This is a genomic window from Streptomyces abyssalis (assembly GCF_001751365.1).
GTDB lineage: Bacteria > Actinomycetota > Actinomycetes > Streptomycetales > Streptomycetaceae > Streptomyces > Streptomyces abyssalis.
This window is the reverse complement of sequence record NZ_LJGT01000040.1, coordinates 541141-567133: the sequence shown is the minus strand read 5'-3', so window position 1 is coordinate 567133 and position 25993 is coordinate 541141. Positions and strand designations below refer to the sequence as shown.

Sequence of the window (25993 nt, the reverse complement as noted above, 5' to 3'; positions counted from 1 at the left end):
GGCAGAGACGCCGGGAGAGAGGGTCACCACATGAAGGTCGCAGTGATCGGTGGAACCGGGCTGATCGGATCGCAGGTCGTGGCGGACCTGAACTCGGCCGGACACGAAGCCGTACCGCATTCCCTGTCCACGGGCGTGGACGTCATCACCGGACAGGGCCTGGAAGCAGCCGTCGCGGGTGCGGACACCGTCGTCAATCTGACGAACTCCCCGACCTTCGACGAGGCGTCGTCCGCCTTCTTCCGGACCTCGATGGACAACCTCCTCGCCGCGAGCGGGAAGAGCGGGACCGGGCACTTCGTCATCCTCTCCATCGTCGGCGTGGAGCAGGTTCCGGAGCTGGACTACTACCGGGCCAAGGTGCTCCAGGAGGATGCCCTCAAGGCCGGGCCGGTCCCCTACTCGATCGTCCGCGCCACGCAGTTCATGGAGTTCGTCGAGGCGGTGATGTCCTGGACCGTCGACGGCGGCACCGTCCGCCTGCCACGGACGCCCCTGCAGCCGGTCGCCGCGGCCGACGTCTCGCACTACGTCGCCGAAGTCGCCGCCGGCGCTCCCGCGGGCGGCGTACTGGAGATCGCCGGCCCCGAAGTCCATCCCCTCGACGAACTCGGGCGGCTCACGATCAGGGCCAAGGGCGGCGGACGGTCTGTCGTCACGGATGACTCCGCCGGCATGTTCGCCGCCGTACGGGGCGACGTCCTCACTGCTCCGGCGGGCGCGCGCATCGCGCCCACCAGCTACACCGACTGGCTCTCCCGGGCACGCTGACGTCGGCCCCGCGCGCCCCCGCAAGCCCCGCGCTCGACGCAGGCCCGCAGGCCCGCAGGCGACGCAGCGACGCGCCCTAGGAGCTCTTCGCGTCCCCGCCGTTCCCTCGTGCCCCGCCGAAGCGGCGGTCGCGCTTGGCGTATTCGAGACAGGCCCGCCACAGGTCACGGCGGTCGAAGTCCGGCCACAGCACGTCCTGATAGACCATCTCGGCGTAAGCGCTCTGCCAGATCAGGTAGTTGGACGTGCGCTGCTCGCCGGACGGACGCAGGAAGAGGTCCACATCCGGCATGTCCGGGTAGTACAGGTACCTGGCGAGGGTCTTCTCGTTCACCTTCGACGGATCGAGCTTCCCGGCCCGCACGTCCTCGGCGAGCGCCTGCGCCGCGTCCGCGATCTCGGCACGCCCGCCGTAGTTGACGCAGAAGTAGAGCGTCATCGCGTCGTTGGCGACGGTCTGCTCCTGCGCGACCTGCAGCTCGCGCACCACCGACTTCCACAGCTTCGGCATCCGGCCCACCCAGCGGATGCGGATGCCCAGTTCGTCCATCTCGTCGCGGCGGCGCCGGATGACGTCACGGTTGAAGTTCATCAGGAAGCGCACCTCTTCCGGCGAACGCTTCCAGTTCTCCGTGGAGAAGGCGTACAGGGAGAGGTTCTTCACGCCCATCTCCAGGCAGCCCTTGAGCACGTCGAGCACGACGCCCTCGCCGACCTTGTGCCCCTCCGTACGCGGCAGACCCCGCTGCTTGGCCCACCGTCCGTTGCCGTCCATGACGCACGCCACGTGGCCGGGGACCAGCTCCGGCGGGATCTCGGGCGGGCGTTCGCCGGAGGGGTGCGGCTCGGGCGTGACGTACTCGCGACGCTGCCTCTGCAGCATTGCGCGGCGTGCCATGGTCGTTCAGCTCCAGGGATGGACGGGTCGGCGTCACAGGGCGGGAAGCGCCGGGAGCGCCGGGACACGGGCGAGCGTAGCCGACGCCGGTCCGCCCCTGCTGGTCAGGACGCCGGTCAGGACTGCCGGGCCTCCGGCTCGGCCGACGGCTCCACCGGCGGCTGCGGCCCGGACTGCGAATGCGCCTGTGCCTGTGCCTGCGGTCCCGGGGGGAAGCCCGTCGTGCGGTCGACGTAGCGCAGCGAGCGCAGCCCGCGCTCCATGTGCCAGTGCAGATACGCCGACACCAGCCCGGTGCCCTCCCGCGCGTGCCTGGCCTCGCTCGCGTCGGCCGTCTCCCAGTCCCCCGTGAGCAGCGCGCCGAGCAGCCGCAGCGTCTCCGGGGACGGTACGACGCTGCCGGGCACCCGGCAGTCGCCGCACACCACGCCTCCGGAGGCGACGGAGAAGAACCGGTTGGGGCCGTGCAGCCCGCACTTGGCGCAGTCGTCGAAGCTCGGCGCGTAACCGCCCATGGCCAGCGAACGCAGCAGGAAGGCGTCCAGCACCAGACCGGACGCGTGCTCGCCGGCGGCCAGCGTGCGCAGCCCGCCCACCAGCAGCAGATACTGCTGCACGTTGGGCTCGCCCTCGTGGTCGGTGAAGCGCTCGGCGGTCTCCAGCATGGCCGTACCGGCGGTGTAGCGCGCGTAGTCGGCGACGATGCCCTGCCCGTACGGGGCGATGGTCTCTGTCTGGGTGCACAACGGCAGCCCGCGGCCGACCAGTTCACTGCCGCGTGCGAAGAACTGCACATCGACGTGGCTGAAGGGCTCCAGCCGCGCCCCGAACTTCGACTTCGTGCGCCGCACCCCGCGCGCGACCGCACGCACCCGGCCGTGCCCGCGCGTGAGCAGCGTGATGATCCGGTCCGCCTCACCCAGCTTCTGGGTGCGCAGCACGATGCCGTCGTCGCGGAACAGACTCATGCGGGCCAGTATCCCGTACGGCCGCGTCCGGGCACCAAGCACGGCGGCCGGCCCCGGCAGCACGGCGGTGCCGTCAGCACAGCGGCGCGTTGAAGCGGATCAGGGACCACCGGCCCTCGCGCAGGCGCAGGGTCGTCGGTGCCGTGTTGGCGAGTTCGGGGAACGTCCGCCGGTACTCGGACAACGGGATGCCGAGGACCGTGCACAGCACGAGCCGGATAAGGGTGTTGTGCGACACGGCCAGCACGGTTCCGTCCGGATGCGCGGCAGCGATGTCGTGCAGGGCCGCCAGGCCCCGGCCGGCGGCGGCGGCCGGGTCCTCGCCACCGGGCAGAGGCGATCCGGCGGGATCGCGGTGGAAGGCCGCGAGCCGGTCGCCGAAGGCCCGCCGCATCTCCGCCCTGGTCATGCCCTCGCCCTCGCCGAAGTGCAGTTCCCGCAGGCGCGGTTCGCAGCGCAACGGGAGGCCGGCCGCTTCGGCGGCGGGCGCAGCGGTCCGGCGGCAACGGCGCAGCGGTGAGCTGAGCACCGCCGCGAACTCGCCCTGCCGGGACGCCCACCGGGCGAGGTCACGGCCCTGCGCGGCGCCTCGTTCGGTCAGCTCCACGTCGCTGCTGCCCGCGTATCGGTTCTCCGCGTGCCACACGGTCTCGCCGTGCCGCACCAGCACCAGTTCCGTCACGTGAGACTCCTCCGCACAGCGTGCGCGGCCAGTTCGGACGGGAGCCAGCCGCGCCGCTCCAGCTCCCGTACGAGCCGCCGGTAGGACCGCAGCAGGGGCTCCTGGTGCTGTCCGCGGGGTACGAAGGTCTCCCGTGTCCGTACCATCGCACGGCTCGCGGCGGCGATGCCCTCGGCACCGGTTCCGCCACCGCCCCCTCCCCCGGCGCCGCTCCCTCCCGCGGCACCTTCACCGAATCCGGGGGACGCGGCGAGCAGGGCCATGCCGAACGCCGAGCCGTGCTCCCGCGTGACGCGCGCGGACCGGCCGAGTACATCCGCGCGCAGCGCCGACCAGACGCGGCTGCCGCTGCCGCCTCCGCCCAGGGTGAGGCCGCCGCCGGTGGGCACCCCGAGCAGGTCCAGCCGGTCCAGTGCCAGGCGTTCCACGAACGCCACACCTTCCAGCAGGGCGCGGTAGTGCTCTGTCTCGTCCAGCCGGGCACCGGGGTTCTCCAGCAGGAATCCGTGCGCCGCGGGTGCTGCGAAGGGGAAGCGCTCGCCCGTGCCGGGCAGCGGGTAGGCCACGGTGCCCGCGGGCCCGTGCTGCTCCGCGGCCGCGTCGAGGGCGGCGAACCGCCCGGAGGGGAAGACCGTCTCCAGGGCGCGCCCGCCGGCGCTGGAGGCGCCGCCCGGCAGCCAGAGTCCGGTGGGTGAGCGGTGCGCGTAGACGGCCCCGTCGGGATCCCGGGGCAGGTGGGGACTGACGCCCTTGACCACGACGGTCGTACCGAGCACCGAGTTGACGTCCCCGGCACCGGTGGCGCCGACGGCCAGCTGGGCCGCGCAGCCGTCGGTCATGCCCGCCGTCACCCTCGCCCCGGCCGGCAGACCGGTCCGTTCCGACGCGGCGTCGCAGACCAGGCCCAGGGTGGTGCCCGGAGCCACCACGTCCGGCAGCACCTCGGGCGGGACCGCGAGGGCGTCCAGCACCTCCCAGGGCCAGTCGTCCTCGGTCAGGTCGAAGCCGGACTTCAGGGCGTGACTGCTGTCGGTGGGGGTCGCGTGGCCGGTAAGGCGCCGGTTCACGTAGTCGTTCTGGTGTGTGAGCCGTGCGCGGTGGGTGCCGGCGCCCGTCCCGTGGCCGTACTCCCGCAGCAGCCGGCACAGCTTCGGCAGGCCCCAGGAGCGCTGCATGCGCCCGTACCCCAGCCGCTGCCAGATCTCGCCGCCGCGGGCGTCGGCTTCGGCCGCCTCCTGTCCGGCGCGCCCGTCGTCGTACATCAGGCCCGGGGTCAGCGCCTCACCGCCGGCGCCGGTCAGCAGGACCGTCCCGGAGGTGGCGTCGACCGCCACGCCGCCGATCCTGGCGGGCGGCACATCCCGGAGTGCCTGACGGCAGGCGGTCGCGGCGGCGGTCCACCACTCCTCAGGCGACTGGGTGTGCCGCACGCCGTCGCGGTGGCTGGTGAGCGGGACCGTGCCACGGCCGAGCACCCGGCCCTCGCGGTCGGCCGCGAGGGCGCGGGCGCCCGTGGTGCCCAGGTCGATGCCGACCCATACGTCGGGGCAGCTCACGAACCGCCTCCGGGGACGGTGCGCGCCGGGTGCGACGGCGGACCGCCGGGACCGGCCGTGCCGAGCAGCCCCGTCACGCCGTGCTGCCGGTGACGGCCGCAGGGGTGCCGGCGGCACGGCGCTGCTCGCCGGGGTCGCTGGGGTCCTTCAGCCGGGTCGACAGGACGGCGACCACGAGGTAGAGCGCGCCGAAGACGATCGCGACGCCGCCGCCCCCGACGAACGGATAGAAGACCGTGACCAGGAACGGCCCGACGAACGCGGCCCCGCCCGCACCGAAGTTGAGCACGGCGAGCGACGCTCCCTTGTCCTTGTGCCGCACCATCGACGGCATCAGGGCGGACAGCGGTACGAAGCCGGCGAGCAGCACGCCGTAGACGCAGCCCAGCACGACGGCGACGGTGAAGCTCTCGCTGGCCAGCGAGACGAAGTACCACAGCGGCGTGGCGACCGCGCAGCCGAGACAGCCGAAGACGGTGACGGTGCGGCGCCAGCCGAAGTAGTCGCCGAAGACGCCGAAGAAGAGGTTGGCGGCGATGTTGGCGCCGTAGGTGATGGCGGTGAGGGTGGAGAGCTGGGCGATGCTGAGGAAGCCGTCCGCGTCCCCGGCCGTGCCGAAGGTGAACGGGAACATCGCGAAGAAGCCGTACTGCGGTGCGGTGTTGACGATGCGCACCAGCCCGCCGGCGAGAGTGCGCTTGTCGCGCCACAGGATGTCCACGCCCTCCAGCAGCCTGCGGTAGCTGCGGGGCTCGGTCACCGACGAGTCGGCGATCGGCTGCAGCCCCTGGGGTTCCCGTACGGCGAAGGAGCCGATGGCACCGCCGATCGCGACGAGGACGAGGGAGAGCACGAGGGTGTCCCGCAGGCTCATGCCCAGCGGTCCGATGGCCAGCGCGGCGACGCCCGCGCCGAGGGTCGGCAGGCCGCCGGTGAAGGCGAACCAGAACCAGCCGGCGACCGATCCGCGCATCCGCTGCGGGCTGGTCGTCTGTGCCCACACCAGGAACGCGAACGCGAAGAGCGGGTAGGCGAAGCCGCGTATCCCGTAGACCGTCGCGATGAACGCCAGGCTCTGGCTGGGTATGGCGAAGAAGAGGAAGACGATCTCGAAGACGACCCACCAGGCCGCTCCGAGCCACATCACCCGGCGCGGGCCCCAGATCGCGGAGAGCGTGCCGGAGAACCAGGACGCGATCATCACGGCGATGCCGTAGGCGGTCACCGTGGCGAAGGACGCCTGGCCGCCGGCGAGGCCGCCGCCGTCGGGCTGCTGCAGATAGTCGGTGAGGTAACTGATCTCGACGCCGTCACCGATCATGTAGATGAAGACGCCGACGAATCCCCACACCAGCGGCCGGGGGATGCCGATGCGTTCGATCCCGCGGGGTACGTAGCCGGGGGCGTCCGGCGCGGACGCGGCTGCCGGTGCGTCCGGCCCGTCCTGCCCCTCCGGACTGCGGGGCTGCCGTGCGGTGTCGGTGCTGCGGGCTGTGCCGAGTGCGGCCTGTGTTGTCTCCGGCTCGTTCATGGGTCTCCCCTGTGCGGGTGCGGTCCCTGCGACGGATGTGGTCCTTGCCGGACCAGCCGGCCGGGGAGCCAGTGCCCGTCCGGCACTGGGCACCCTGGCGCAGTTCGGTGTGTGCGGCGCCCGCGAACGGATCGCGGTCTGCCTCCACCGGACGCACCGTAGAGCGTGTTTTTTTCACACGCAATACGTTAAGAGCGATCGGTCTCCGCGACGTGCACCCTCACCGCCTCGCGGAGCTCCGCCAGCACCTCCGGTGCCGCGCCGTCGTCGACCACGAGGTCGTCGTAGCCGGAGAGCGGAGCCAGCTGGTGCAGGGCGGTCCGCGCCAGCTTCCCCGAGTCCATCAGCAGCACCCGCTTGGAGGCCGAGGCCAGCATCGCCCGCTTGACCTGGACGATCTCCTGCTCCTGGTGGAACGTCATGGTCGTGCTCATCGCCGACGTGCTCACGAACGCGACGTCGACGTGGACCCTGGCGATCGCCTCGGTGCAGGACAGCCCGTTGAAGGAGTCGTGTGTACGTGAGTACTCGCCGCCCAGAGCGATCAGCCGCATGTCCGTCACACCGCACAACTCGTCGATGGCCCGCCGGTAGTTGGTCACCACGGTCAGGGGCGTGAACTGCTCCAGCCGCCGGGCGAGCTGAAGCGCGGTGGTGGAGTCGTCCAGCAGGAGGGAAGTGCCGGGCTCCACCAGCCCGGTGGCGCACCGGGCGATCGCCTGCTTCTGCTCCAGCCTCGCGCCGAGCCGGTATTCCACGTCGCTCTCGAAGACCGAGGAGGGCTGCGCGGAGACGCCGCCCCGGAACTTGCGCAGCAGACCGCGCCTGGCCAGGTCGTCCACATCCCGGTGCACGGTCATCACACTGACGCCGGTCAGTTCCGCCAGTTCGTTCGCCGTCGCGGAGCCGTTCTCCGCCACGTACTCGGCGATCGTCTGCTGGCGGGACTCCTGTGGCCGTGCCGCACGGCGTCGAGAACTCATGGACACAGTCTGCCGACCGAGGGCGCGCGGCGGGGCCGCCGGGGCGGGGCCGCCACCGGGAACGGCGTCCGGGGACTCGTCAAATAACATCCTGGATGTTAATTTCACGTTCGGGACGAGGGATCTCGTCCCGTGCCAGCCCACACCAGCGGAGAGGTGCCCCATGCAGGACGGTCGGCTGCAGGCGGTGGTGTTCGACATGGACGGTGTCCTCGTCGAGAGCGAACACCTGTGGGAGGAGAACTGGACCCGCTACGCGGAAGCCCACCACACGCCCTGGACGCCCGAGGACACCCGTTCCGTGCAGGGGATGAGCGCTCCCGAGTGGGCCGCCTACCTGTGGCGGCTGACGGGCCGTCCCGCCGGCGGCCCCGAGGGCACCGAGCGGAGCGTCGTGGACGGGATGGTCGCGGACTTCGAGAGCGGACGCGTGGACCTGCTGCCCGGCGCCGGACGGCTCGTCGCCGCCGTCGCCGGCCGCGTACCCATCGCGCTCGCCTCGTCCGCGCCACGCCGGCTCATCGACGCCGTCCTGCACGGACACGGGCTCGCCGGAAGCTTCTCCGCCACCGTCTCCAGCGCGGAGGTCGACCGCGGCAAGCCGCACCCCGACGTCTACGCAGAAGCGGCCGGACGTCTCGGGTTCACCGGCGCGGACTGCGCGGCCGTGGAGGACTCCGGCAACGGCATACGCGCCGCCCACGCCGCCGGCATGACCGTGGTCGCCCTGCCCAACCCCACGTATCCCCCGCCGTCCGACGCGCTCGCCCTGGCGGCCGGCCGCGCGGCGGACCTCGACGACGTCGGCCGGCAGCTGGACCGCCTGCTCGCCCCCGCCCGCGACGCGGAGAGGACGGCCTGATGCGGCCCCTCGGTGACGCCTCCACCTTCAAGTCCGACTGGATACGCGGGCTGGTCGCCGCCCGCGGCCGTACGGTCCGTGCCGTGCCCGGCGCGTACGGGGTGATGAGCCGCAGCGCACCCGAGCCGGGCCGGGTCGGGGTCGTCATCGGCGGCGGCTGCGGCCACTACCCGGCCTTCGCGGGGCTGGTCGGGCCCGGGCTCGCCGACGCGGCCGCCATCGGCGACGTCTTCACCAGCCCCAGCGCCGAACAGGTCTACCGGACCGCGCGCGCCGTGGACGGCGGCGCGGGTGTGCTGTTCTCGTTCGGCAACTACGCGGGCGACGTCATGCACTTCGGACTGGCGGCCCGCCGCCTGGCCGCCGAGGGCATCGCTTCGCGCACGGTGCTCGTCACCGACGACGTGGCGAGCGGCCCCGCGGACCGGCCCGAGGAGCGGCGCGGCGTGGCCGGCGGCTTCTTCGTGTTCAAGACCGCCGCGGCGGCCGCACACCGCGGGTACCCGCTGGAGCGGGTCGAGGCCCTCGCCCGGCACGCCAACGCCCGTACCCGCACCTACGGTGCCGCCTTCGCCGGCTGCACACTGCCCGGCCACGACGAGCCGCTGTTCACCGTCGAATCCGGTGCCATGGAGCTGGGGCTCGGCATCCACGGAGAGGCGGGCGCCGAGACCGTACCGTCGCTCGCGCCCGGTGACCTCGCCGACGTGCTGGTCGATCGCGTGCTCGACGAACTGCCGCCGGGACGCAGGGTCTCCGTTCTCCTCAACGGGCTGGGCCGCACCACCCCGGAGGACCTGCTCATCTGCTACGGCCGCGTCCACGACCGGCTCGTCGCCGCGGGACGGATCCCGTACCGGCCCGAGGTCGGCGACTTCGTCACCTCCCTCGACATGGCAGGCATCTCGCTGTCCGTGATCGTGCTCGACGACGAACTCGCCGCGCTCTACGACGCCCCCTGCGAGTCGCCCGGCTTCACCCGGGTCGCGGGAGCGCCCGGCGACCGCGAGGCGGCGGGCGGCGACGCCGGTGGATCCACCGCGGCCGACGTTCCCTCACCGGCCGCGCCCCCGGACGGCCCGGTCGGGCCGCCGCGCGGTGTCGCCGCGGAGGTGCTCGCCGCCGCCCTGGCGGTCGTACGGGAACACGAGGACGAGCTCGGCCGGCTCGACGCGGTGTGCGGTGACGGCGACCACGGCCAGGGGATGGTCCGGGGGCTTCGCGCCGCGGTCGCGGCGGCGCAGGCCGGCGCGGTGGATCAGGAGACTCCGGACGCCGTGGACACGGGCGCTGCGGATGCGGACGCCGTGGACAGGGGCGCTGCGGACGCGGACGCCGTCGACAGGGGCGCTGCGGATGCGGACAGGGCCACCGACGCGGACACGCAACGCGTCGGCCGTCACCTGCTGCGCGCCGGCACCGCCCTCTCCGACGCCGCCGGAGGCGCCTCCGGCGCGCTGTACGGAGTGCTGCTCACCGAGATCGGCGCCGGCCTCGGCCGGTCGGCCGCCGGGCCGGTCACCCTGGACGCCGTGGCGGCCTCGGTCGACTCCGCCTTCGAGGCGGTACGCGCACTCGGCGGCGCGGAGGTCGGTGAGAAGACTCTGCTCGACGCCCTCGATCCGTTCCGCGCCAGCCTTCTCGCGCAGTGCGGCAGCGGCACAACGCTGGCCCAGGCGTGGGCCGCCGCAGCAGACGAAGCCGACCGCGGCGCGCGGGCCACCTCGGATCTCGTGGCGCGCCGCGGCAGGGCAGCCCGGCTCGGCCCCCGCGGCCGTGGCCACCCGGACGCCGGTGCCACCTCGCTGGCCCTCATGCTCGGCGCCGCCGCCCAGGTCCTGGCCCGGCGGGCCGGTGCCCGCACCGGTGCAGGCACACACCACGTGGAGGAACGTTGAAAATCGCTGTAGCGGCCGACGACGCCGGTCTCGAACTGAAGAACATCCTGAGCCGGATGCTCTCGGAGGACCCCCGGGTCACCGAGGTGCACGACCACGGCGTGCACGTCCCGGACGACGACCGTCCGTACCCGCCGCTCGGGATCGCCGCCGCCGAGGCCGTGGCCCGCGGCGAGGCCGACCGCGCGCTGCTGGTCTGCGGCACCGGCATAGGCATGTGCGTCAGCGCCAACAAGGTGCCCGGAATCCGGGCCACCGTCGCCCACGACGCCTACTCCGTGGAACGCTCGGTGGAGTCCAACGACTGCCAAGTCCTCGCCATGGGCGCCCGTGTCATCGGGCCCGAACTGGCCAAACGCGTGGTCGGCGAATGGCTCGGCCACACCTTCGACCCGGCCTCCCCCAGCGCCGCCAAGGTCGCCCGCATCAGCGCGTACGAGCAGAGCTGACCCGGCACCACCGACGAGCACCGAGCACTCAGGAGCGACCATGCGCGTACTTGCCGCGGGCGACCACTTCGTGTCCCCCGAGCTGCTGGAGACATGCGTACGGGACGAGGCCGGCGACGCCGTCGACCTGGACGTGCGCCGCCTGACCCTGCCCTGGCCCGTCGAGCCGTTCGGCCCGGTCGGCGGCGTACGGGAAGCCAGCGGGGACGAGGAGACGCTGATCAAGTCCCTCGACGGCGTGGAGGTCTGCCTCACGCAGATGGCGCCGTTCACCGAGGCGGTCTTCGCCGCCGCACCGGACCTCCGGCTGGTCGCGGTCTGCCGGGGCGGCCCCGTGAACGTGGACCTCGCCGCGGCCACGCGTGCGGGTGTGGCCGTCAGCTACGCGCCGGGGAGGAACGCGAGCGCGGCCGCCGAGTACGCCGTGGGCATGATCCTCGCCGCGATGCGGCACATCCCCGGCGCCGACTCGGAGCTGCACGCTGGCCGCTGGCGCGGTGATCTCTACGCCTACGACAAGGCCGGTCTCGAACTGTCCGGCACGACCGTCGGACTCGTCGGCTACGGCGCGATCGGACGCATAGTCGCCCGCGTGCTCCTGGCCTTCGGCGCCCGCGTCCTGGTCAGCGACCCGTACGCCGACGCCGAGGCCCTGGCGCAGGACGGCGTGACACTCGTGGACCTGGACGAACTGCTGCGCGCCAGCCCCGTGGTCAGTCTGCACGCCCGGCTCACCCCCGAGACCCGGCACCTCATCGACGCGCGGCGGCTGGCGCTCCTCCCCCGTGGCGCAGTCCTGGTCAACACCGCCAGGGGGGAACTGCTCGACCACGAGCCGCTCGCGGCGGCGCTCGGCGACGGCCGGCTGCGGGCCGTCGCACTCGATGTGTACGACGTCGAGCCGCCCCCGGCAGACTGGGCGCTGCGCGGCCTGCCGGGCGTCGTCGCCACTCCGCATCTGGCCGGGGCCACCCGGCAGACGGCCGAGCGTGCCGCGCGCATCGTGGCGGGAGAGGCCGCACGGCACGTGCGCGGCCTGCCGCCCGCACACCTGGCGAACCCCGAGGTGACCGGAGGCAGCGCATGATCATCGGTGTCGACATCGGGACGACGCTCACCAAGGCCGCAGTCTTCGACGACGCGGGCCGCTCCGTCGCCGAGGCCGACGCGCCCTCCCGTCTGAACCACCCCGGCCCGCAGCGCGTGGAACAGGACCTGGACGAGGTCCTCGCCACCGTCACCTCCGTCGTGCGCCGGGTCGGCGCCGAGCACGGGGGCACGGTCGACGCCGTGGCGCTCACCGGTCAGGGCGACGGCCTCTGGCTGCGCGACGCCGAAGGCGAGGCCGTGCGGCCGCCGGTTTCATGGCTCGACGGCCGCGCCAACGACCTCGTGGAGCGCTGGTGGGAGGACGGCACCGCCGCCGAGGTGCACAGGCTGACCGGTCAGGCCGTCTTCCCCGGCTGCCCCGCTCCGCTGCTGGCCACGCTGCGCGAGGAGGAACCGGAGTCGCTGGAGAGGGCGGCGGTCGCCGGATACTGCGTCGACGCCGTCGCACAGCGGCTCACCGGGGAGATCACCGTCGACGTCTCCGACGCGTCCATGCCCTTCCTGGACGTACGGACCGGGCGGTACGACGACGACGCGATCGCCGCCTGCGGGCTGCGGGACGTGCGGCATCTGCTGGCGGACCCGGCACCGTCCGGCCGGCTTCTGTCCCTCGACGCGCGGGGTGCGGCGCTGCTGGACCTGCCGGAGGGGACGCCCCTGACGGCCGGGCCCTTCGACCTGCCGGCGAGCCTGTTCGGCAGCGGCCTGACCGAGCCGGGCGACGGCCTGCTGACCGTCGGCACCACGCTCGCCTGCCAGGTCCTCACCGACCGCCCGGCGATCGGCGCATCCGCGCCGGACCAGGAGCCCGCCGGGATGTGGCTGTGCACCGCGGACCCCGCGCTGTGGTCACGCGGGATGCCCGCGATGGTCGGGACCGCCAGCATCGACTGGCTGCTGAGGCTTCTGAAGCTGAGCACCGACGACGTCGCGGGGCTGCTGCGGCAGAGCCCGCCGGGCGCCCGCGGGGTCTCGGCGCTGCCGTTCCTCGCCGAGTCCGGCGAACGCGCGCCGTTCGTCGCGCCGCGCGCCCGCGGCCAGTTGACCGGCGTCACGTTCACCACCGAAGAGGCGGACGTCGTCCGCGCGGTGTGCGAATCGGTCGCGTACGCCGCCCGGCACTGCATGGAGGCCGCGGGACTCGACGGACGGCTGGCCATCTGCGGCGGCGGCAGCCGGTCCGACGAATGGACCCAGGTCTTCGCCGACGCCCTGGCCCGTCCCGTCCTGCCGCCCTCGGACCACGCCGTCGGCTGCCGCGGCGCGGCCGCCGTGGCCGCCCGGGCGCTCGGCGAACCGGTCAACACGGCGGGCTGGCTGGACGGTGACCGCGCCGTGCTGCCGCGCATGGAGCACCGGTCGAACTTCGAGGACGGCTACGCGCGCTACCTGACGCAGCTGGAGAGCGCGCGCGAGCTGTGGTGACCCGCTTCCGAGTACGCAGCACGATGCTGTCGTCTCGGAACAGACTCTTGCGGCACGGTAGTTCAGCCTCTGCTGTGGCGGTAGCTGCTGCGGAGGGCGAGCAGTTCCGCGACAGCCTCCAGCCGCCGCGCAGCAGTCTCGCCGCGGCGTCGGCATCGGCGTGTTCATGGCTGCTTCACAGTCACGGTGTAGATGTGGACAGTGGCCCGGTACTTCTTGTCGGGTGCGGGGCTGCCACTCGGAACGGGGGACGGGGTGACTGCTCCGCCGGCGCCGCCACCGCCCGCGCAGGCGCCGCGGGGGCACTCGATGAGGCGGATCTTCGTCGTGCCCTTACCGACGGCCTTGAACTGGAAGAGATCAGTTCCGCTGCTGCCGCCGACCTCGTCATCATCGTCGCCGTCGAGCTTCTCGTCCTTTCCGATGCTGTCGACGACTGCGGCGTCCGGCTTCGGGGACGTCAGATGCCACCACTCCCCCATCGCGGTGTCGACCGGGACGGAGAGCGTGAACTCCTCGCCCCTGTCCACCTCCACCTTCTTCTCACCTACCTCGTAAGTGGTGGGGCCCGTAGGTCCGCAGCCGGTGAGCGCACTCATCAGCAGCAGAGGAAGGGCGAGCCGGGTCGGGATGCTGCGCATGATGCTCACTTCATAGTCGGCGGCCGGCACGTGAACCCTTGTCGCCGGCAACTGGCTGGTACGGAACGGCAGTCGGCGGGGATCGCTGCGCTGCACTCCTGCCGCAGCGGGCCGAACCGGCGTGGCCCGAGCAGTGGCCGGACACATCGGCGACGGCGATCGCCGAGCGGAACGGCTGGGACCGCGGCCTGACGGTGCCTTATGAATGGACTCTGCTGTCTCGTGTCCCGTGCTGATCGATGCCGCGTCCGGCGAACAGTCGCCTCACCTTCCAGGGCCCCACCAGCAGAAAAAAGATCCCCAAGCTGAAGACCGCGATGCCCGAGGCGCTCGCCCAGAGAACTGCCTGGCCGTCGGCCTTGACGGCGACGGTCTTGGTCGCCCGCACCGCGACGGCCTTGCCCTCGTCCACGTCCTCGGCGAGCTCGATCTCGCCGGTGCCACGCGAGCCACCGGCCAGCTTCCAGGTGCCCGAGCAGCGGTCCGAGCCCTTGCTGCTCGAGGGCGGGATGCAGTTCTGCACCTTCGCCGTGGTCTTCTCCCCGGTGAGGTACGTCCTGCCGACCCCGTCCAGGCCGAACAGCGCGTAGCCGGCGAGGAACAGCCCGAACGTCACGTTGCCTACGATCAGGGCCCACTTGGTCATCGTCGCCCTGCGCTGCTGTGTCATTGCCGCATCCTCGTCCCCCGGGGCTCTGGTAATCAAAGCGTGCTTACCAGAGATCAGATGACAACCGCCAACTCGCGGTGCCCTGTGAGCCCGCAGCCGGCGAGAGTTCTCAACTGCACTACGGGAAGGGCGAGTCGGTTCAGAGCGCTGCGCATGACCCCATTCTCAGCCGGGCCGGCAGGCCGCCGCTCCGGGGCCATAGGTGGTCGGCCCCGTAAATCCTTCGGGGATTGACTCCGGAACCTGTCTCGTGCGTGGGCCCCTGGGCAGGTGCCGCCGTGGCAACGGGGGTTGTGACGGATCTTGTGAGCCATCGCCGCATTTCAGAGGGCACCCGCGCTGTTCTGCCGGCGGCGAATCCCGGCCCGGCCGGAGCCGACGATCATTACGGTCCAGTCTCATGACGACGATTACCACGCGCACGGTCGAGTACCCGGCGGACGGTCTGACGATGATCGGGCACCTCGCGCTCCCCGACGGTGTCGACCGGCGGCCCGCGGTGCTGCTCGGACCAGAGGGCATGGGGCTCAGCGACGTCGAGCGCCGCCGGGCCGATGCTCTCGCCGAGCTGGGATACGTAGCGCTGGCCTTCGATCTTCACGGCGGGCGCTATCTGGGTGACCCCGATGAGATGCTGGCCCGTTGCATGCCGCTGCTCGCCGACCCCGACCGGATGCGGGGCATCGGCCATGCGGCGCTCGACGTGTTGCGCGCCGAACCGCGGACCGACCCCGACCGGATCGCCGCCGTCGGCTACGGCACCGGGGGCGCCATCGGGCTGGAACTCGGGCGCGGCGGCGTCAGCCTGCGCGTGATCGGGACAGTGAACGCACTGACCACAGGCCGACCGGGCGAGGCGGCGCGCATTTGCTGCCCGGTGTGGGCGGGGGTCGGGTCGGAAGACCCGATCATGCCGCCCGCGCAGCGGGACGCGTTCAGCGCCGAGATGCAGGCCGCGGGCGTCGACTGGCGCCTCGTGGTCTACGGCGGCGCCTTGCACGCCTTCCACCACCCGCCGGTCGACCATCCCGTGGTCCCCGGCGTCGGCCACCACCCGCGGCACGCGCAGCGAGCCTGGCGCGATGTCGTCGACCTGCTCGCCGAGTGCCTGCCCGTGACGGAGTGATCTGGTTCACCACCTCCGACCTGGACGATCTACTGGCCGGGCTCGACCGGCACACCGCCGATCACCAGGAAGAAATCTCTGCCGGACGGGCAACGTGATCAGCCCCGAAGGTTTACGGAGCCGACCACTGAGGCGGCACCGGCGTGCCATCGTCCAGGGCGTGGGAGAGCTGGGCGTGGAGCAATTCGGCCTCCGACGGGGAGAGGTGGAGGTCGAGGTCGGAGTGGTAGACGCCGTCGCGCAGCAGCCACAGCGGGACGCTGACGCGTCCGTCCTCCGCGCGGCGCACCGGTTTGGCGGGGACGCGGTCGATGCGCCAGCCGCGCGACGTCGGCGTCACGGCTGCGCCTCGCCGCGCCATGCCGTACGGAGAACGGCGGCGAGCCTGCGCGCGGTGTCGACGTTGCAGTTGCCCAGCGCCACCAGCGGCAGTTGAGGCCTCGCTGCGAAGGCGGGCAGCTCGACGCCGACCGAAGGCAGCGTGATGCCGTGGGCCGCCAAGGCATCACGGAGATCGCTCACGCAGTCCTGGACGTCGTCCGGATCGTTGCCGGGGTCGTCGACGGGGCCGGGGTCCCAGCCGAGGTCGTGGCCGTACGTGCCGTGCATGTGCCGCACCTTCCCATGCTGTGTGTGACGAACACCTCACACTGTGCTGCCATTTCGCGTAGCGTGCCAGTGTTCCGGGCTCCCGGCCGCGACGTGCGGAAGCGAGACGCGGCGCGGTGGAAGTGCGGGAAACCGCCGGTCCCGGCGGGAACGACCGAGAACTGCGCACCAACGGCGGTGAACCATGCCCGGCCCCAAGGACATCGACGGTTCTGCGAGCCTTCCGACCTTCTACGGCAAGGAGTTGCGCTGGAAGCGGGAGCAGGCCGGACTCACGCAGCAGAAGCTGGTCGACGGCAGCTTCTACGGCTCCAGCCACCTCAGCGAGATCGAACGCGGGGAGCGGCGCATGCCGCTCGATCTGGCACAGCATGTGGACCAAGTGCTGAGCACGGACGGGTTCTTCGCGCGAAGGTGCGAGGACGTACGGAAGGCGAAGCGGAGCGGGCACGCGAGCTATTTCGAGACCGTACTCGAAGGGGAGAAGCGCGCGGAGACCATCGAGGAGTGGTGTCCCACGCTTATCCCGGGGCTCTTGCAGACAGAGTCGTACGCGCGAACGGTGCTGGAAAGTACCCAGGTGCTGGGGTTCTCCGAAGAGATCGACCTCAAAGTCGACGCCCGGCTGGCGCGTTCCAGTCTCTTCGATGAGGAGGAATCCCCGATGTACTGGGTGGTCCTCCATGAGTCGTTGCTACGGCATCCCATTCTTCCCCGGCGGGAGATGGCCCACCAGTTGGACCACATCGCGGAGTTGGGGAAGAGCCGTCGGCTCATTCCACAGGTTCTCCCGTGGAATTCCGGGGTGCATCCGCTGATGCTCGGCGGCGTCACAATCATGACCTTCGCCGATGCCCCGCCCATGGTCTACACGGAGGCCACATACAGCGGGAACACCATCGATGATCCGCGCCTCGTGCAGAAGTACCGGAGGTCGTACGATCTGCTCAGGGCCGTCGCACTGCCACCGATGGCGTCCCTCGCCATGATCGAGGCAGCAGCAGAGGACTTTCGAAGTGACAAGCAATCGGATTGACTTGAGCACCGCCCGCTGGCGCAAGAGCAGTCACAGCAACCCCGACGGCGGGAACTGCGTCGAAATCGCCGCCGGTCTCACCGACGTCGTCCCCGTACGGGACAGCAAGACCCCCGACGGCCCCGCCCTCCTCTTCGGCGCAGACGCCTGGTCGTCATTCATCAGCCGGGTGAAGACCGGGAGTTGACGCCTCCGAAGCGGGTAGCTTCGGCTGGCGCTCGGCCCGGCTCCGGCTCCCGAGCCCGGCGATCACCTGCGTCGCGACGGTGACGGCGACGGCGATCAGGACGGTCACGGAGAGGATCTGGACGTAGCCCTCCACCAGCGTCCACTTCTCTCCCAGCTGGTGACCGGCCAGTATCAGGGCGGAGTTCCAGACCAGGCTGCCGAGCGTGGTCAGTACGAGGAACACCCGCAGGGGCATCCGCTCCACTCCGGCAGGGACGGAGACGAGGGTCCGGCCGATCGGCACGATGTGGCCGAGGAGGACCGCCTCGGTGCGGTGCCTGGCGAACCACTCCTCGATGCGCACCAGTTGGCGCGCCTTGACCAGTGGCAGTTTCGCCCAGACCGCGTGCAGGCGGTCACGGCCGAAAAGCCTGCCGATCCCGTAGAGGACTCCGGCTCTCACGATCGAACCGAGCGTTGTCCACAGCAGCACCGAGCCCGGAGTAAGTGCCCCTTGTTTGAGGGCGAACCCGCTCAGCGGCAGAGTCACTTCGCTGGGCAGCGGCGTGAAGGGGTTCTCCAGCGCGATGGTCCAGCCCGCTCCCGGACCGCCCCATGTGTCGATCAGATCGGCGGTCCAACTCGCGTTTCTCTCTGCGGACTCCTTGTCCAGGGTCGAGGACGTGCCGGTGAAGCCCCAGACGGGCCACCACTTGAGGGTGGCTGTGTCCTCAAGTGAGGGTCGGCGGAACTCGACGTGGTCGCCGGTCGACGAGAAGCGCACCTGTTCCCAGCCGTCGAAGCGCTCCGTGACGTCGACGTCCCAGTCGCCCAGATCGTCCGCCGTCGTGACGGCGGCGATCGAGTCGTCCGGGGGGCTTCCGGCCGGACAGCCTTCGCCGTAGTCGGCGACGGCCGCGAGGGTGCCCTTGTGGGTGGCGAGGGTGATGCTCGTGCAGTCGTGCTCCTTGCTGCGGTGGATCAGCCGGGGTCCGGACCAGGAGCCGCCGCGGACGGTCTGGTGCCGTTCGACCAGGCCTCGTGCCCCGTAGGCCAGCTCGACCTGCCGCCCGTCGTCCAGCGCGATGCGTGCGCTGCCGTCGGCGGCCTTCAACCGGCCTTCTTCGTCGGCCGGTTCGTCCAAGGCGAACCATCCCCCCGACAGCAGCACGACAAGGACGACGACGCACACGCCCGCCGGCAGGGCACGCAGTCCGCGCATCGGCACCTTCCCAGCTTTCCCGTTCGGTCGACGGAAGACTGAGACTCGCCGCTACGGGCTGTCGGTTCCACGCGCTGAGCCGGCTGTTCGTCTGGCCGGCCGGTGATGCGAACGAAGCGTTCTGGTCCTTGCGGGGGCATACGGGCGGGCGCGCGTGGCTAGGATCACGTGGGGCCCGGCGGACCGCCGGGGGGGGGCGGGGGCGGGGGTATGACGACATGAGCACAGCTGGTGGCGGCGCACCGGGGGGCGGCCCTGGGGGCAACCGATGGCCCGGGCCGGGATTACCGCAGCCGGGCCTCCGGCCCGGTCCGAACGTGCCGCCGCAGGGCGGCTGGGGACCGCATCCGCCGGGGCCGCCGACGCCTCCGCCGCGCCCGGCACGGCGACCGGGAGTCCTGCGGTACGTCTTCGACCCGTTCCGTGCGGCGCAGGCGGTCTTCCGTCCGTCGCGTCCCGGTGTCGTCGAGGACCCGACGGTTCGCAAGCTCCAACTGTGGCGCGCCGTGGCGGGTTTCGCAGCCTGGGTGTGGCTCACGGTCACGTACAGCGCGATCAGCGACGCGGGGAAGGTGACCGATGTCGTCTTCGAGCGCTTCAACCAGAGCTGGATCAGCGTGCTGGTGCTGATCTGCACGTTCCCGGTCGTCGTCGGCGCCTTCTGCGCCGCGGCCGGCAGCGGCCTGCGGCAGACCTATCTGCGCCGGGCCCTCAGACCGCTCGGCGCGGTGGCGGCCGTGGTCGCCTCCATGTTCACGTTTCCGCTGGCGATGGCGCCGGAGTTCGAGAGTTTCCGGGACTTTACGGGTATCCCCGGCAAGGTGGTCATCTCGTTGCTGGCCCTGTGGTCGCTCGGCTTCGCGATCTACGGAATCGGGCTTTCGCTCGTGCATGTCTTCCGCACGGCCGACATTCACGAGGTCGTGCCACCGGTCCTCGCCACCCTCCTGGTGTGGGAGATGGCGATCATGGACGTCGCCACGGGCGCCTACGGGAACGTACCGCCACTCGCCCGGATCGCCTTCATGATGGGCGCACCGGTGACCGTGACGGCACTGGCCGCCTGGGAGCTGCACCGGCTGCGCCGCCGCCACGGGCTGCGCCTGCGCACGGCACTGCGAGGCTGAGGACGGCTCGGCCCTGAGCCCCGGCGGTCCCCGGGCCCCGGCTCGCGCTCAGTGCGGCGTACGCGCTTGAGTCAGCAGCCGGTCGACGTCGGCCTCGTCGATGCGCAGCGACCGGCCGACCGCCGCGAGCGCCTCGCGCTCCGGCGGGCAGTACGGGCCGTCCGCCAGGGCGATACGCGCCCCGTGCAGCAGCAGGGACTCGCGGCCCGCGGCGGCCAGGTGGGGTGCGAGCGGGGCCAGGGCCTCGTGGAGTTCGATCTCCGCGGAGACGCTGTCCGCCGTGGCGTCGCGCTCGGCGGAGAGCGCGGCCAGCAGCGTCAGCAGCTGGTCCTCCGTACAGCCCGTGTAGCCGGCGCTGCGCACGGTGTGCACGGCCGCCTCACGGGCCGCGCGGCTCTCGCAGCCGCCGGCGGTCAGCACGGTGAGCGCGATGGCGTGGACGGCGTCGCGCAGCAGCAGTGAGAGGCGCTGGGTGGTGGGGTGGTCGAGGGCTTCGGTGCCGAAGTGGCCGTGGCAGGCGGCGCATTCGAGCACCGGGGCGACCTCGCCACGTGCGAGCAGCGGCACCCCCAGCAGTACGAGACGGCGCCTGCCGATGCGCCGGCGGTAGCTGCGGTCGCCGCCGCAGGCGGGGCAGAAGAAGTCCCCGTCGTCCACGGTGTGCCAGCTGGTGCGTACACCTGCCAGACGTCCTCCCGGACCCTGTCCTCGCTGGTCACGGGAACATCCTGCGCCGCCCACGCCCTACCTCCGTCACGGTTCGGCCACGCTGCCGATGAGCGTGATGTTAACCACAGCGGAAGGGCGCCGTCAGCACCTCGTTCCGGACGATTCGCGGCCGGCACGGCGCGTGCCGGGAGGGGGAACGGCCGCGGGCCTCACCCGTAAGTGGGTGAGGCCCGCGGAACGCTGCGGTGACGCGGTCGAGCCGGGCGGGCGAGGCGGCCCGCCGCCCGCGCACGTGCCCGTACACGTCCCGTACGCGTAGCGCGAACGCACCGGCTCGCGGCACCAACTCCCTCAGCGCGCGGCGCGGTTGACCGCCGAGACGACGGCCTTGATCGACGCCCGCACGATGTTGGCGTCGATGCCGACGCCCCACAGCACCTGGCCGTCGATCGCGCACTCGATGTACGCGGCGGCCTCGGCGCCCGCGCCCTCGCTCATGGTGTGCTCGACGTAGTCCAGCAGCCGTACGTCGACGTCGACGGCCTGCAGGGCGTCGAAGAAGGCGGCCAGCGGACCGTTGCCGCTGCCGGCCAGGACGGTCTCCTCGCCGTCGACCGTGGCGTCCACGGTGACCTCGTCCTGCCCGTCGACCGTCGTCGTGGTCTGCCCGTCGCGCAGTGCGATGCGGCCCCAGGGGGCCTCCGGGACGGGCAGGTACTCGTGCTGGAAGATCTCCCAGATGTCGGCGGGGGTGACCTCGCCGCCCTCGCTGTCCGTGCGCTCCTGGATGATCTTCGAGAACTCGACCTGCATCCGGCGGGGCAGGTCGAGGCTGTGCCCGTCCTTCAGCACGTAGGCGATGCCGCCCTTGCCGGACTGGGAGTTGACGCGGATGACGGCCTCGTACGAGCGCCCCACGTCCTTGGGGTCGATGGGCAGGTACGGCACCGCCCACTCCAGCTCGTCGACGCTCTTGCCCTCCCGCTCGGCGCGTACCTCCATCGCCTCGAAGCCCTTCTTGATGGCGTCCTGGTGGGAGCCGGAGAAGGAGGTGTAGACGAGGTCGCCGACGTAGGGGTGCCGGGAGTGGACGTCCATCTGGTTGCAGTACTCGGCGGTCCGCTTGACCTCGTCGATCTGCGAGAAGTCGATCTGCGGGTCGACGCCCTGGCTGAAGAGGTTCATGCCCAGGGTGACCAGGTCGACGTTGCCGGTGCGCTCGCCCTGCCCGAACAGGCAGCCCTCGATGCGGTCCGCGCCGGCCATGATCGCCAGTTCGGCGGCGGCCACGGCGGTGCCGCGGTCGTTGTGCGGGTGCACGGACAGGCATACGTGCTCGCGCCGCGAGAGGTTGCGGGACATCCACTCGAAGCGGTCGGCGTGCGTCGAGGGCGTCGAACGCTCCACCGTGGCGGGCAGGTTGAGGATGATCTCGCGGCCCTCGCCGGGCTGCCACACGTCCATGACGCTCTCGCAGACCTCCAGGGCGAAGTCCAGCTCGGTGTCGGTGAAAATCTCCGGGCTGTACTGGTAGCCGAAGGCCGTGCGGTCGTCCAGCAGCTTCTCCGCGTACTCCGTCACCAGACGGGTGCCGTCGACCGCGATCTGGCGGACCTGCTCGCGGGTGCCGCGGAAGACGACCTCGCGGAAGACGGGCGCGGTGGCGTTGTAGAGGTGGACCGTCGCATGGCGGGCGCCCTTCAGGGACTCCACGGTGCGCTCGATCAGTTCCTCGCGGGCCTGGGTGAGGACGGAGATCGTCACGTCATCGGGGATCGCGTCCTCCTCGATGATGGAGCGCACGAAGTCGAAGTCGGTCTGGCCGGAGGCGGGGAAGCCGACCTCGATCTCCTTGTAGCCCATCGACACCAGCAGATCGAACATCGCGCGCTTGCGGGCGGGCGACATGGGGTCGATCAGCGCCTGGTTGCCGTCGCGCAGGTCGGTGGAGAGCCAGCGGGGGGCCTTGGTGATGCGGTTGCCGGGCCAGGTGCGGTCGGGGATGTCGACGGCCTCGTACGGGCCGTACTTGTGGACGGGCATCCCGGACGGCTTCTGCCGTACCGTCGCGGCCGTGATGGGCGTGGGTGCTCCGAAGGAATCCGAGCTGGACGAAGCAGTCATGTGCGTGGGCTCCTGATCGCGGAGAGAGGTCCGCGTGATTGGGCTTCGAGGGCCGACGGTGGCAGCACCGGTCTCCGCGGGGAGGGGGTCGGCCTTACGACTACAGACCCTCGCCGCGGCAGCTAAGAAGAAGCAGCCCGAAACGCATGATTGGCGAGTCTAACGGAGACGGCGTGGATACCCGAGGCCGTATCACCATGCGGGACTGTGCATCGGTTCACACCGCGCGGGTGCCGGTTCACGGCGTACGGCACCGGTCCGCACCGGAGCGGCGGGTGACGGAAGCCCCGAGTCACGGACTGTGCACGCGAGTTGGGCGCTTCTGTTCCCTTCGTACCCCTTTTTCACGCCAATTCGCGCAGCAAGGAGTGACAGGGCGATGACCCTGTGCCACGTTCCATATATGAACGCACACTCAGCGCACACATGTTGTCCACGTTCCGTGAACGTCGTCTTCTGCACCATCGTCCCCCCGCACCTCCTGGACCACCTCTCCCGTTCCGGCGATCCCGCGCTCTACGAACCGGCCCGCCGCACCCTGGAGCGGGACGCGCTGCAGCGCACCCGTCGCCGGATCACCACCGTCCGCATGGCCGCCGGCACGGGCGCGGGGCCGGCCGCGGAGGAGACGGCCGGGGAGCCCGCGGAGAAGAAGCCGCGGCGCACGATCTTCGACGCCGGGCAGAGTGAGCAGCTGCCGGGTGAGAAGGTGCGGTCCGAGGGCGAGGAGCCCGTGGACGACGCCAGTGTGAACCGCGCGTACGCGGGCCTCGGCGCGACGTTCGACCTCTACCTCAGCGTCTTCTCCCGCTATTCGATCGACGACGCGGGCATGCCGCTGGACGCGACCGTCCACTACGGCCGGGACTACGGCAACGCCTTCTGGGACGGCGAGCGCATGGTCTTCGGGGACGGCGACGGCGAGGTCTTCCGCGACTTCACGCTGCCCGTGGACGTCATCGGCCACGAACTGACCCACGGCGTCACGCAGCACACCGCGAACCTCGCCTACTTCGGCCAGTCCGGGGCGCTCAACGAGTCGCTCTCCGACGTCTTCGGCTCCCTCATCAAGCAGTACGGGCTGGGCCAGACCGCGGACGCCGCGGACTGGCTCATCGGCGACACCCTCTTCACCGACCGGGTCGAGGGCACGGCCCTGCGTTCGATGAAGGCCCCCGGCACCGCGTACGACGACGACGTCCTCGGCAAGGACCCGCAGCCGGCGACCATGGAGGACTACGTGCACACCGGCTCCGACAACGGCGGCGTGCACATCAACTCCGGCATCCCCAACCACGCGTTCTACCGGCTGGCGACGGAGCTGGGCGGCCACGCATGGGAGCGTGCCGGACAGATCTGGTACGACACGCTCACCTCCGGCAGCCTCTCCCCGGACGCGGACTTCGCGGCGTTCGCGGGCGCCACGGTGGCGGCGGCCGCGGGCCGCTACGGGGAAGGCGGCGCGGAGCAGGAGGCGGTGCTCAAGTCGTGGTCGCTGGTGGGGGTCACACCGGCCGACGCGTAGGAAGCAACGGACACGGAAGAGCCCGCGGCGCAAGAGGCGCAGCAGGGGCAAGGCCGCAGCAGTCGAGCGAGGATGGAGACATGCGTATCACCGTCACCCGCACCGGCGGCTTCGGCGGCCTCACCCGCCGGGCCACCCTCCGCACGGACGGCAGACCGGACGCCGCCGAGCTCGCCGCCCTCGCGCGCAGCGCTCTGGCCGAGGGCCGGGCGGAGCCGTCCACGGGGGTGCCCGACGGCTTCCACTACGAGATCGAGACGGACGACGGCACCACGTACTGCGCCGACCCACGCCTCACCGAGGCCCAGTCGGCGCTGATCGGCAAGGTGTTCCGGGAGGGCGGCACCGACCGCGGGTGAGCGGCTTGCCGGACGTGGGGATGCAGGGGATATGAGGACGTGGGCCCGGACGCTTCCCGGGCTCACGTGCTACACGACCTGCACGTACTGCGTGTCCTCCTGCACGTGTCCTAGAAGCCCAGCCTGCGCAGCGCCTTGGGGTCCCGCTGCCAGTCCTTGGCGACCTTCACATGCAGATCCAGATAGACGGGCGTGCCCAGCAGGGCCTCGATGTGGCGGCGCGAGGTCGTGCCGACGTCCTTCAGACGCTTGCCCTTCGGGCCGATGACGATGCCCTTCTGGCTGGGCCGCTCAAGGAAGATGTTGGCGTGGATGTCCAGCAGCGGCCGGTCGGCCGGGCGGTCCTCGCGCGGCAGCATCTCCTCGACGACGACGGCGATGGAGTGCGGCAGCTCGTCCCGTACGCCCTCCAGCGCGGCCTCGCGGATGAGTTCGGCGACCATGACCTGCTCGGGCTCGTCCGTCAGATCGCCGTCCGGGTAGAGCGGCGGGCCCTCGGGGAGCATCGGGGCCAGCAGGTCGGCCAGCAGGGAGACCTGCCGGCCTTCGGTGGCGGAGACGGGCACGATCTCGGCCCATTCGATCCCGCATTCCTTGCCGAGTCTGTCGACGGAGATCAGCTGCTCGGCCAGCGCCCGCGAGTCGACCAGGTCGGACTTGGTGACCACCGCCACCTTCGGGGTGCGCTTCAGCCCGGCCAGTTCGTTCGCGATGAAGCGGTCGCCGGGGCCCGTCCGCTCGTCGGCGGGCAGGCAGAAGCCGATGACGTCGACCTCGGCCCACGTCGTGCGTACGACGTCGTTGAGCCGCTCCCCCAGCAGCGTGCGCGGCTTGTGCAGGCCGGGGGTGTCGACCAGGACGAGCTGCGCCTCAGGGCGGTGAACGATGCCGCGGACGGTGTGCCTGGTCGTCTGCGGGCGGTTGGAGGTGATCGCGACCTTCGTGCCGACCAGGGCGTTGGTCAGGGTCGATTTGCCCGCGTTGGGGCGGCCGACGAAGCACGCGAACCCGGAGCGGTGCGGTGCCTCGGCGTCGTCGGCTGCGGGAGAAGCTGGGGAGGGCGCATCCATGGCGACCATTGTCCCCGATCGGGTGAGTGCCCCCGACCGTGGCGCAGGCCCGGGGCCCGCCGGGTGGCGGCCGGGCGGACGCCGGGCGGAGTCAGCCCCGGCCGGACCTCCGGCGGACGCTCAGCCCGCCGCTCAGCCCGCCGCCACCGTCGCGCGCAGCTCGCCGTCCGGGCCGGCCAGCAGCACCGTGGTCGCCTGCCCCGACAGGTCGTGCACGGCCGACAGGTCCGCGGCCGGAATCAGCTCCGCCTCCGTGACGACCGCCGCGGCCTCCAGCGACTTCGCGCCGGAGGCGACCGCCATGGCCACGGCGGTCTGCAGGGCGCTGAGCCGCAGTGAGGCCAGGTCCACGGAACCCGCCACATACGTACGGCCCGTCTCGTCCCGCACGGCCGCGCCCTCCGGAACGCCGTTGCGGGCGCGGGTGCTCCGGGCCAGCGTGAGGAGCTTGCGGTCCTCGGGGTCCAGTACCTGATCGCTGCGGTCACTCATACGACCGAGCATATGCGGCCAC

At 71.6% G+C, this 25993-nt stretch carries 27 protein-coding genes; 12 read left to right on the top strand and 15 right to left on the bottom strand.

Translation table 11 applies throughout. The features are described 5' to 3' along the window. Nucleotides 1-30 precede the first annotated feature (30 nt). Nucleotides 31-771: an SDR family oxidoreductase gene (locus tag AN215_RS17365; protein WP_070011603.1), complete on the top strand. Its 741-nt coding sequence runs from the start codon at nucleotides 31-33 to the stop codon at nucleotides 769-771. Nucleotides 772-847: 76 nt separating this feature from the next. On the opposite strand, the gene AN215_RS17360 is transcribed toward AN215_RS17365, so the two are convergent. The 6 genes from AN215_RS17360 to AN215_RS17335 all read right to left on the bottom strand — a co-directional run bounded on the left by AN215_RS17360 (nucleotide 848) and on the right by AN215_RS17335 (nucleotide 7389). After that, nucleotides 848-1669 (bottom strand): isoprenyl transferase, encoded by an 822-nt coding sequence (locus AN215_RS17360; RefSeq protein ID WP_070011600.1) that lies wholly within the window; start codon nucleotides 1667-1669, stop codon nucleotides 848-850. Nucleotides 1670-1785: 116 nt separating this feature from the next. Then, nucleotides 1786-2637 carry a DNA repair protein RecO gene (recO, locus tag AN215_RS17355; protein WP_079123143.1) on the bottom strand — a complete coding sequence of 284 codons (852 nt, stop codon included), beginning with the start codon at nucleotides 2635-2637 and terminating at the stop codon, nucleotides 1786-1788. Between the two features lie 73 nt (nucleotides 2638-2710). Beyond that, the gene (locus AN215_RS17350; protein WP_079123142.1) at nucleotides 2711-3319 is read right to left on the bottom strand and encodes a histidine phosphatase family protein; all 609 of its coding nucleotides are present in this window, start codon (nucleotides 3317-3319) and stop codon (nucleotides 2711-2713) included. Beyond that, nucleotides 3316-4875: an FGGY-family carbohydrate kinase gene (locus tag AN215_RS17345; RefSeq protein ID WP_070011598.1), complete on the bottom strand. Its 1560-nt coding sequence runs from the start codon at nucleotides 4873-4875 to the stop codon at nucleotides 3316-3318. Before AN215_RS17345 ends, AN215_RS17350 begins: the two co-directional genes overlap by 4 nt. A 73-nt stretch (nucleotides 4876-4948) precedes the next feature. After that, nucleotides 4949-6406 (bottom strand): MFS transporter, encoded by a 1458-nt coding sequence (locus tag AN215_RS17340; RefSeq protein ID WP_079123141.1) that lies wholly within the window; start codon nucleotides 6404-6406, stop codon nucleotides 4949-4951. A gap of 188 nt (nucleotides 6407-6594) precedes the next feature. After that, nucleotides 6595-7389, bottom strand: a complete 795-nt coding sequence (locus AN215_RS17335; RefSeq protein ID WP_070011597.1) for a DeoR/GlpR family DNA-binding transcription regulator — start codon at nucleotides 7387-7389, stop codon at nucleotides 6595-6597. A 163-nt stretch (nucleotides 7390-7552) separates the two neighbouring features. Between AN215_RS17335 and AN215_RS17330 the strand changes: the two genes are divergently transcribed. Genes AN215_RS17330 through AN215_RS17310 form a run of 5 tightly spaced genes read left to right on the top strand, consistent with a single transcriptional unit; the run spans nucleotide 7553 to nucleotide 13133 of the window. Further along, nucleotides 7553-8251, top strand: coding sequence for an HAD family hydrolase (locus tag AN215_RS17330; RefSeq protein ID WP_070011596.1), 699 nt, complete (start codon nucleotides 7553-7555; stop codon nucleotides 8249-8251). Then, nucleotides 8251-10149 carry a dihydroxyacetone kinase subunit DhaK gene (locus tag AN215_RS17325; RefSeq protein ID WP_070011595.1) on the top strand — a complete coding sequence of 633 codons (1899 nt, stop codon included), beginning with the start codon at nucleotides 8251-8253 and terminating at the stop codon, nucleotides 10147-10149. Before AN215_RS17330 ends, AN215_RS17325 begins: the two co-directional genes overlap by 1 nt. Next, nucleotides 10146-10598: a ribose-5-phosphate isomerase gene (locus tag AN215_RS17320; protein ID WP_070011594.1), complete on the top strand. Its 453-nt coding sequence runs from the start codon at nucleotides 10146-10148 to the stop codon at nucleotides 10596-10598. Before AN215_RS17325 ends, AN215_RS17320 begins: the two co-directional genes overlap by 4 nt. 40 nt (nucleotides 10599-10638) lie before the next feature. Beyond that, nucleotides 10639-11685: a 2-hydroxyacid dehydrogenase gene (locus AN215_RS17315; protein ID WP_070011593.1), complete on the top strand. Its 1047-nt coding sequence runs from the start codon at nucleotides 10639-10641 to the stop codon at nucleotides 11683-11685. Beyond that, nucleotides 11682-13133 carry an FGGY-family carbohydrate kinase gene (locus AN215_RS17310; RefSeq protein ID WP_070011592.1) on the top strand — a complete coding sequence of 484 codons (1452 nt, stop codon included), beginning with the start codon at nucleotides 11682-11684 and terminating at the stop codon, nucleotides 13131-13133. The genes AN215_RS17315 and AN215_RS17310 overlap by 4 nt, the downstream gene beginning before the upstream one ends. Nucleotides 13134-13297: 164 nt before the next feature. Here AN215_RS17310 and AN215_RS17305 read toward each other — a convergent pair whose 3' ends face one another. Together AN215_RS17305 and AN215_RS17300 are read right to left on the bottom strand one after the other, a co-directional pair. Further along, nucleotides 13298-13774 carry a protease inhibitor I42 family protein gene (locus AN215_RS17305; RefSeq protein WP_171904212.1) on the bottom strand — a complete coding sequence of 159 codons (477 nt, stop codon included), beginning with the start codon at nucleotides 13772-13774 and terminating at the stop codon, nucleotides 13298-13300. Nucleotides 13775-13973: 199 nt separating this feature from the next. Beyond that, on the bottom strand, nucleotides 13974-14444 hold the full coding sequence (locus tag AN215_RS17300) for a hypothetical protein (protein WP_070011590.1): 471 nt from the start codon (nucleotides 14442-14444) through the stop codon (nucleotides 13974-13976). Nucleotides 14445-14844: 400 nt separating this feature from the next. On the opposite strand from AN215_RS17300, the gene AN215_RS17295 reads away from it, so the two are divergent. Further along, nucleotides 14845-15570: a dienelactone hydrolase family protein gene (locus tag AN215_RS17295; protein ID WP_070011589.1), complete on the top strand. Its 726-nt coding sequence runs from the start codon at nucleotides 14845-14847 to the stop codon at nucleotides 15568-15570. 112 nt (nucleotides 15571-15682) lie between these two features. Here the strand turns inward: AN215_RS17295 and AN215_RS17290 are convergent, their stop codons facing one another. Beyond that, the gene (locus AN215_RS17290; RefSeq protein ID WP_070031197.1) at nucleotides 15683-15910 is read right to left on the bottom strand and encodes a hypothetical protein; all 228 of its coding nucleotides are present in this window, start codon (nucleotides 15908-15910) and stop codon (nucleotides 15683-15685) included. Further along, nucleotides 15907-16179 (bottom strand): hypothetical protein, encoded by a 273-nt coding sequence (locus AN215_RS17285; RefSeq protein WP_338057930.1) that lies wholly within the window; start codon nucleotides 16177-16179, stop codon nucleotides 15907-15909. Before AN215_RS17285 ends, AN215_RS17290 begins: the two co-directional genes overlap by 4 nt. A 184-nt stretch (nucleotides 16180-16363) precedes the next feature. On the opposite strand from AN215_RS17285, the gene AN215_RS17280 reads away from it, so the two are divergent. Together AN215_RS17280 and AN215_RS17275 are read left to right on the top strand one after the other, a co-directional pair. After that, the gene (locus AN215_RS17280) at nucleotides 16364-17215 is read left to right on the top strand and encodes a helix-turn-helix domain-containing protein (RefSeq protein WP_070011587.1); all 852 of its coding nucleotides are present in this window, start codon (nucleotides 16364-16366) and stop codon (nucleotides 17213-17215) included. Continuing rightward, the gene (locus tag AN215_RS17275; RefSeq protein WP_070012049.1) at nucleotides 17211-17402 is read left to right on the top strand and encodes a DUF397 domain-containing protein; all 192 of its coding nucleotides are present in this window, start codon (nucleotides 17211-17213) and stop codon (nucleotides 17400-17402) included. The genes AN215_RS17280 and AN215_RS17275 overlap by 5 nt, the downstream gene beginning before the upstream one ends. On the opposite strand, the gene AN215_RS30880 is transcribed toward AN215_RS17275, so the two are convergent. Beyond that, nucleotides 17370-18605, bottom strand: a complete 1236-nt coding sequence (locus AN215_RS30880; protein WP_079132941.1) for a DedA family protein — start codon at nucleotides 18603-18605, stop codon at nucleotides 17370-17372. The genes AN215_RS17275 and AN215_RS30880 overlap by 33 nt on opposite strands. Nucleotides 18606-18922: 317 nt before the next feature. Here AN215_RS30880 and AN215_RS17265 point away from each other — a divergent pair, with 317 nt between their 5' ends. Continuing rightward, a complete protein-coding gene (locus AN215_RS17265) occupies nucleotides 18923-19732 on the top strand; it encodes a hypothetical protein (protein WP_275521382.1) in 810 nt (269 codons plus the stop codon). A gap of 48 nt (nucleotides 19733-19780) precedes the next feature. Here the strand turns inward: AN215_RS17265 and AN215_RS17260 are convergent, their stop codons facing one another. Next, nucleotides 19781-20473, bottom strand: a complete 693-nt coding sequence (locus AN215_RS17260) for a TerB family tellurite resistance protein (RefSeq protein WP_079123139.1) — start codon at nucleotides 20471-20473, stop codon at nucleotides 19781-19783. 279 nt (nucleotides 20474-20752) lie between these two features. Beyond that, a complete protein-coding gene (leuA, locus tag AN215_RS17255; RefSeq protein WP_070014068.1) occupies nucleotides 20753-22525 on the bottom strand; it encodes a 2-isopropylmalate synthase in 1773 nt (590 codons plus the stop codon). 403 nt (nucleotides 22526-22928) lie between these two features. Between leuA and AN215_RS17250 the strand changes: the two genes are divergently transcribed. Together AN215_RS17250 and AN215_RS17245 are read left to right on the top strand one after the other, a co-directional pair. Further along, the gene (locus AN215_RS17250) at nucleotides 22929-24050 is read left to right on the top strand and encodes a M4 family metallopeptidase (protein WP_070014064.1); all 1122 of its coding nucleotides are present in this window, start codon (nucleotides 22929-22931) and stop codon (nucleotides 24048-24050) included. 80 nt (nucleotides 24051-24130) lie between these two features. Beyond that, on the top strand, nucleotides 24131-24409 hold the full coding sequence (locus AN215_RS17245; RefSeq protein ID WP_070014062.1) for a protealysin inhibitor emfourin: 279 nt from the start codon (nucleotides 24131-24133) through the stop codon (nucleotides 24407-24409). A 110-nt stretch (nucleotides 24410-24519) separates the two neighbouring features. Here AN215_RS17245 and era read toward each other — a convergent pair whose 3' ends face one another. After that, on the bottom strand, nucleotides 24520-25488 hold the full coding sequence (era, locus tag AN215_RS17240; RefSeq protein WP_420856240.1) for a GTPase Era: 969 nt from the start codon (nucleotides 25486-25488) through the stop codon (nucleotides 24520-24522). A gap of 123 nt (nucleotides 25489-25611) precedes the next feature. Continuing rightward, nucleotides 25612-25971 (bottom strand): cytidine/deoxycytidylate deaminase family protein, encoded by a 360-nt coding sequence (locus tag AN215_RS17235; RefSeq protein ID WP_070014059.1) that lies wholly within the window; start codon nucleotides 25969-25971, stop codon nucleotides 25612-25614. Between the last annotated feature and the right edge of the window lie 22 nt (nucleotides 25972-25993).

Excerpts from the sequence above, each read along its gene's own strand:
- AN215_RS17315 (WP_070011593.1), top strand. The coding sequence starts at position 10,639 with ATGCGCGTACTTGCCGCGGGCGACCACTTCGTGTCCCCCGAGCTGCTG.
- AN215_RS17305 (WP_171904212.1), bottom strand. The coding sequence starts at position 13,774 with ATGCGCAGCATCCCGACCCGGCTCGCCCTTCCTCTGCTGCTGATGAGT.
- AN215_RS17365 (WP_070011603.1), top strand. The coding sequence starts at position 31 with ATGAAGGTCGCAGTGATCGGTGGAACCGGGCTGATCGGATCGCAGGTC.
- AN215_RS30880 (WP_079132941.1), bottom strand. The coding sequence starts at position 18,605 with ATGCGCGGACTGCGTGCCCTGCCGGCGGGCGTGTGCGTCGTCGTCCTT.
- AN215_RS17280 (WP_070011587.1), top strand. The coding sequence starts at position 16,364 with ATGCCCGGCCCCAAGGACATCGACGGTTCTGCGAGCCTTCCGACCTTC.
- recO (WP_079123143.1), bottom strand. The coding sequence starts at position 2,637 with ATGAGTCTGTTCCGCGACGACGGCATCGTGCTGCGCACCCAGAAGCTG.
- AN215_RS17340 (WP_079123141.1), bottom strand. The coding sequence starts at position 6,406 with ATGAACGAGCCGGAGACAACACAGGCCGCACTCGGCACAGCCCGCAGC.
- AN215_RS17330 (WP_070011596.1), top strand. The coding sequence starts at position 7,553 with ATGCAGGACGGTCGGCTGCAGGCGGTGGTGTTCGACATGGACGGTGTC.
- AN215_RS17235 (WP_070014059.1), bottom strand. The coding sequence starts at position 25,971 with ATGAGTGACCGCAGCGATCAGGTACTGGACCCCGAGGACCGCAAGCTC.
- leuA (WP_070014068.1), bottom strand. The coding sequence starts at position 22,525 with ATGACTGCTTCGTCCAGCTCGGATTCCTTCGGAGCACCCACGCCCATC.
- AN215_RS17285 (WP_338057930.1), bottom strand. The coding sequence starts at position 16,179 with ATGCACGGCACGTACGGCCACGACCTCGGCTGGGACCCCGGCCCCGTC.
- AN215_RS17245 (WP_070014062.1), top strand. The coding sequence starts at position 24,131 with ATGCGTATCACCGTCACCCGCACCGGCGGCTTCGGCGGCCTCACCCGC.
- era (WP_420856240.1), bottom strand. The coding sequence starts at position 25,488 with ATGGTCGCCATGGATGCGCCCTCCCCAGCTTCTCCCGCAGCCGACGAC.
- AN215_RS17335 (WP_070011597.1), bottom strand. The coding sequence starts at position 7,389 with ATGAGTTCTCGACGCCGTGCGGCACGGCCACAGGAGTCCCGCCAGCAG.
- AN215_RS17360 (WP_070011600.1), bottom strand. The coding sequence starts at position 1,669 with ATGGCACGCCGCGCAATGCTGCAGAGGCAGCGTCGCGAGTACGTCACG.
- AN215_RS17295 (WP_070011589.1), top strand. The coding sequence starts at position 14,845 with ATGACGACGATTACCACGCGCACGGTCGAGTACCCGGCGGACGGTCTG.
- AN215_RS17325 (WP_070011595.1), top strand. The coding sequence starts at position 8,251 with ATGCGGCCCCTCGGTGACGCCTCCACCTTCAAGTCCGACTGGATACGC.
- AN215_RS17310 (WP_070011592.1), top strand. The coding sequence starts at position 11,682 with ATGATCATCGGTGTCGACATCGGGACGACGCTCACCAAGGCCGCAGTC.
- AN215_RS17250 (WP_070014064.1), top strand. The coding sequence starts at position 22,929 with ATGAACGCACACTCAGCGCACACATGTTGTCCACGTTCCGTGAACGTC.
- AN215_RS17300 (WP_070011590.1), bottom strand. The coding sequence starts at position 14,444 with ATGACACAGCAGCGCAGGGCGACGATGACCAAGTGGGCCCTGATCGTA.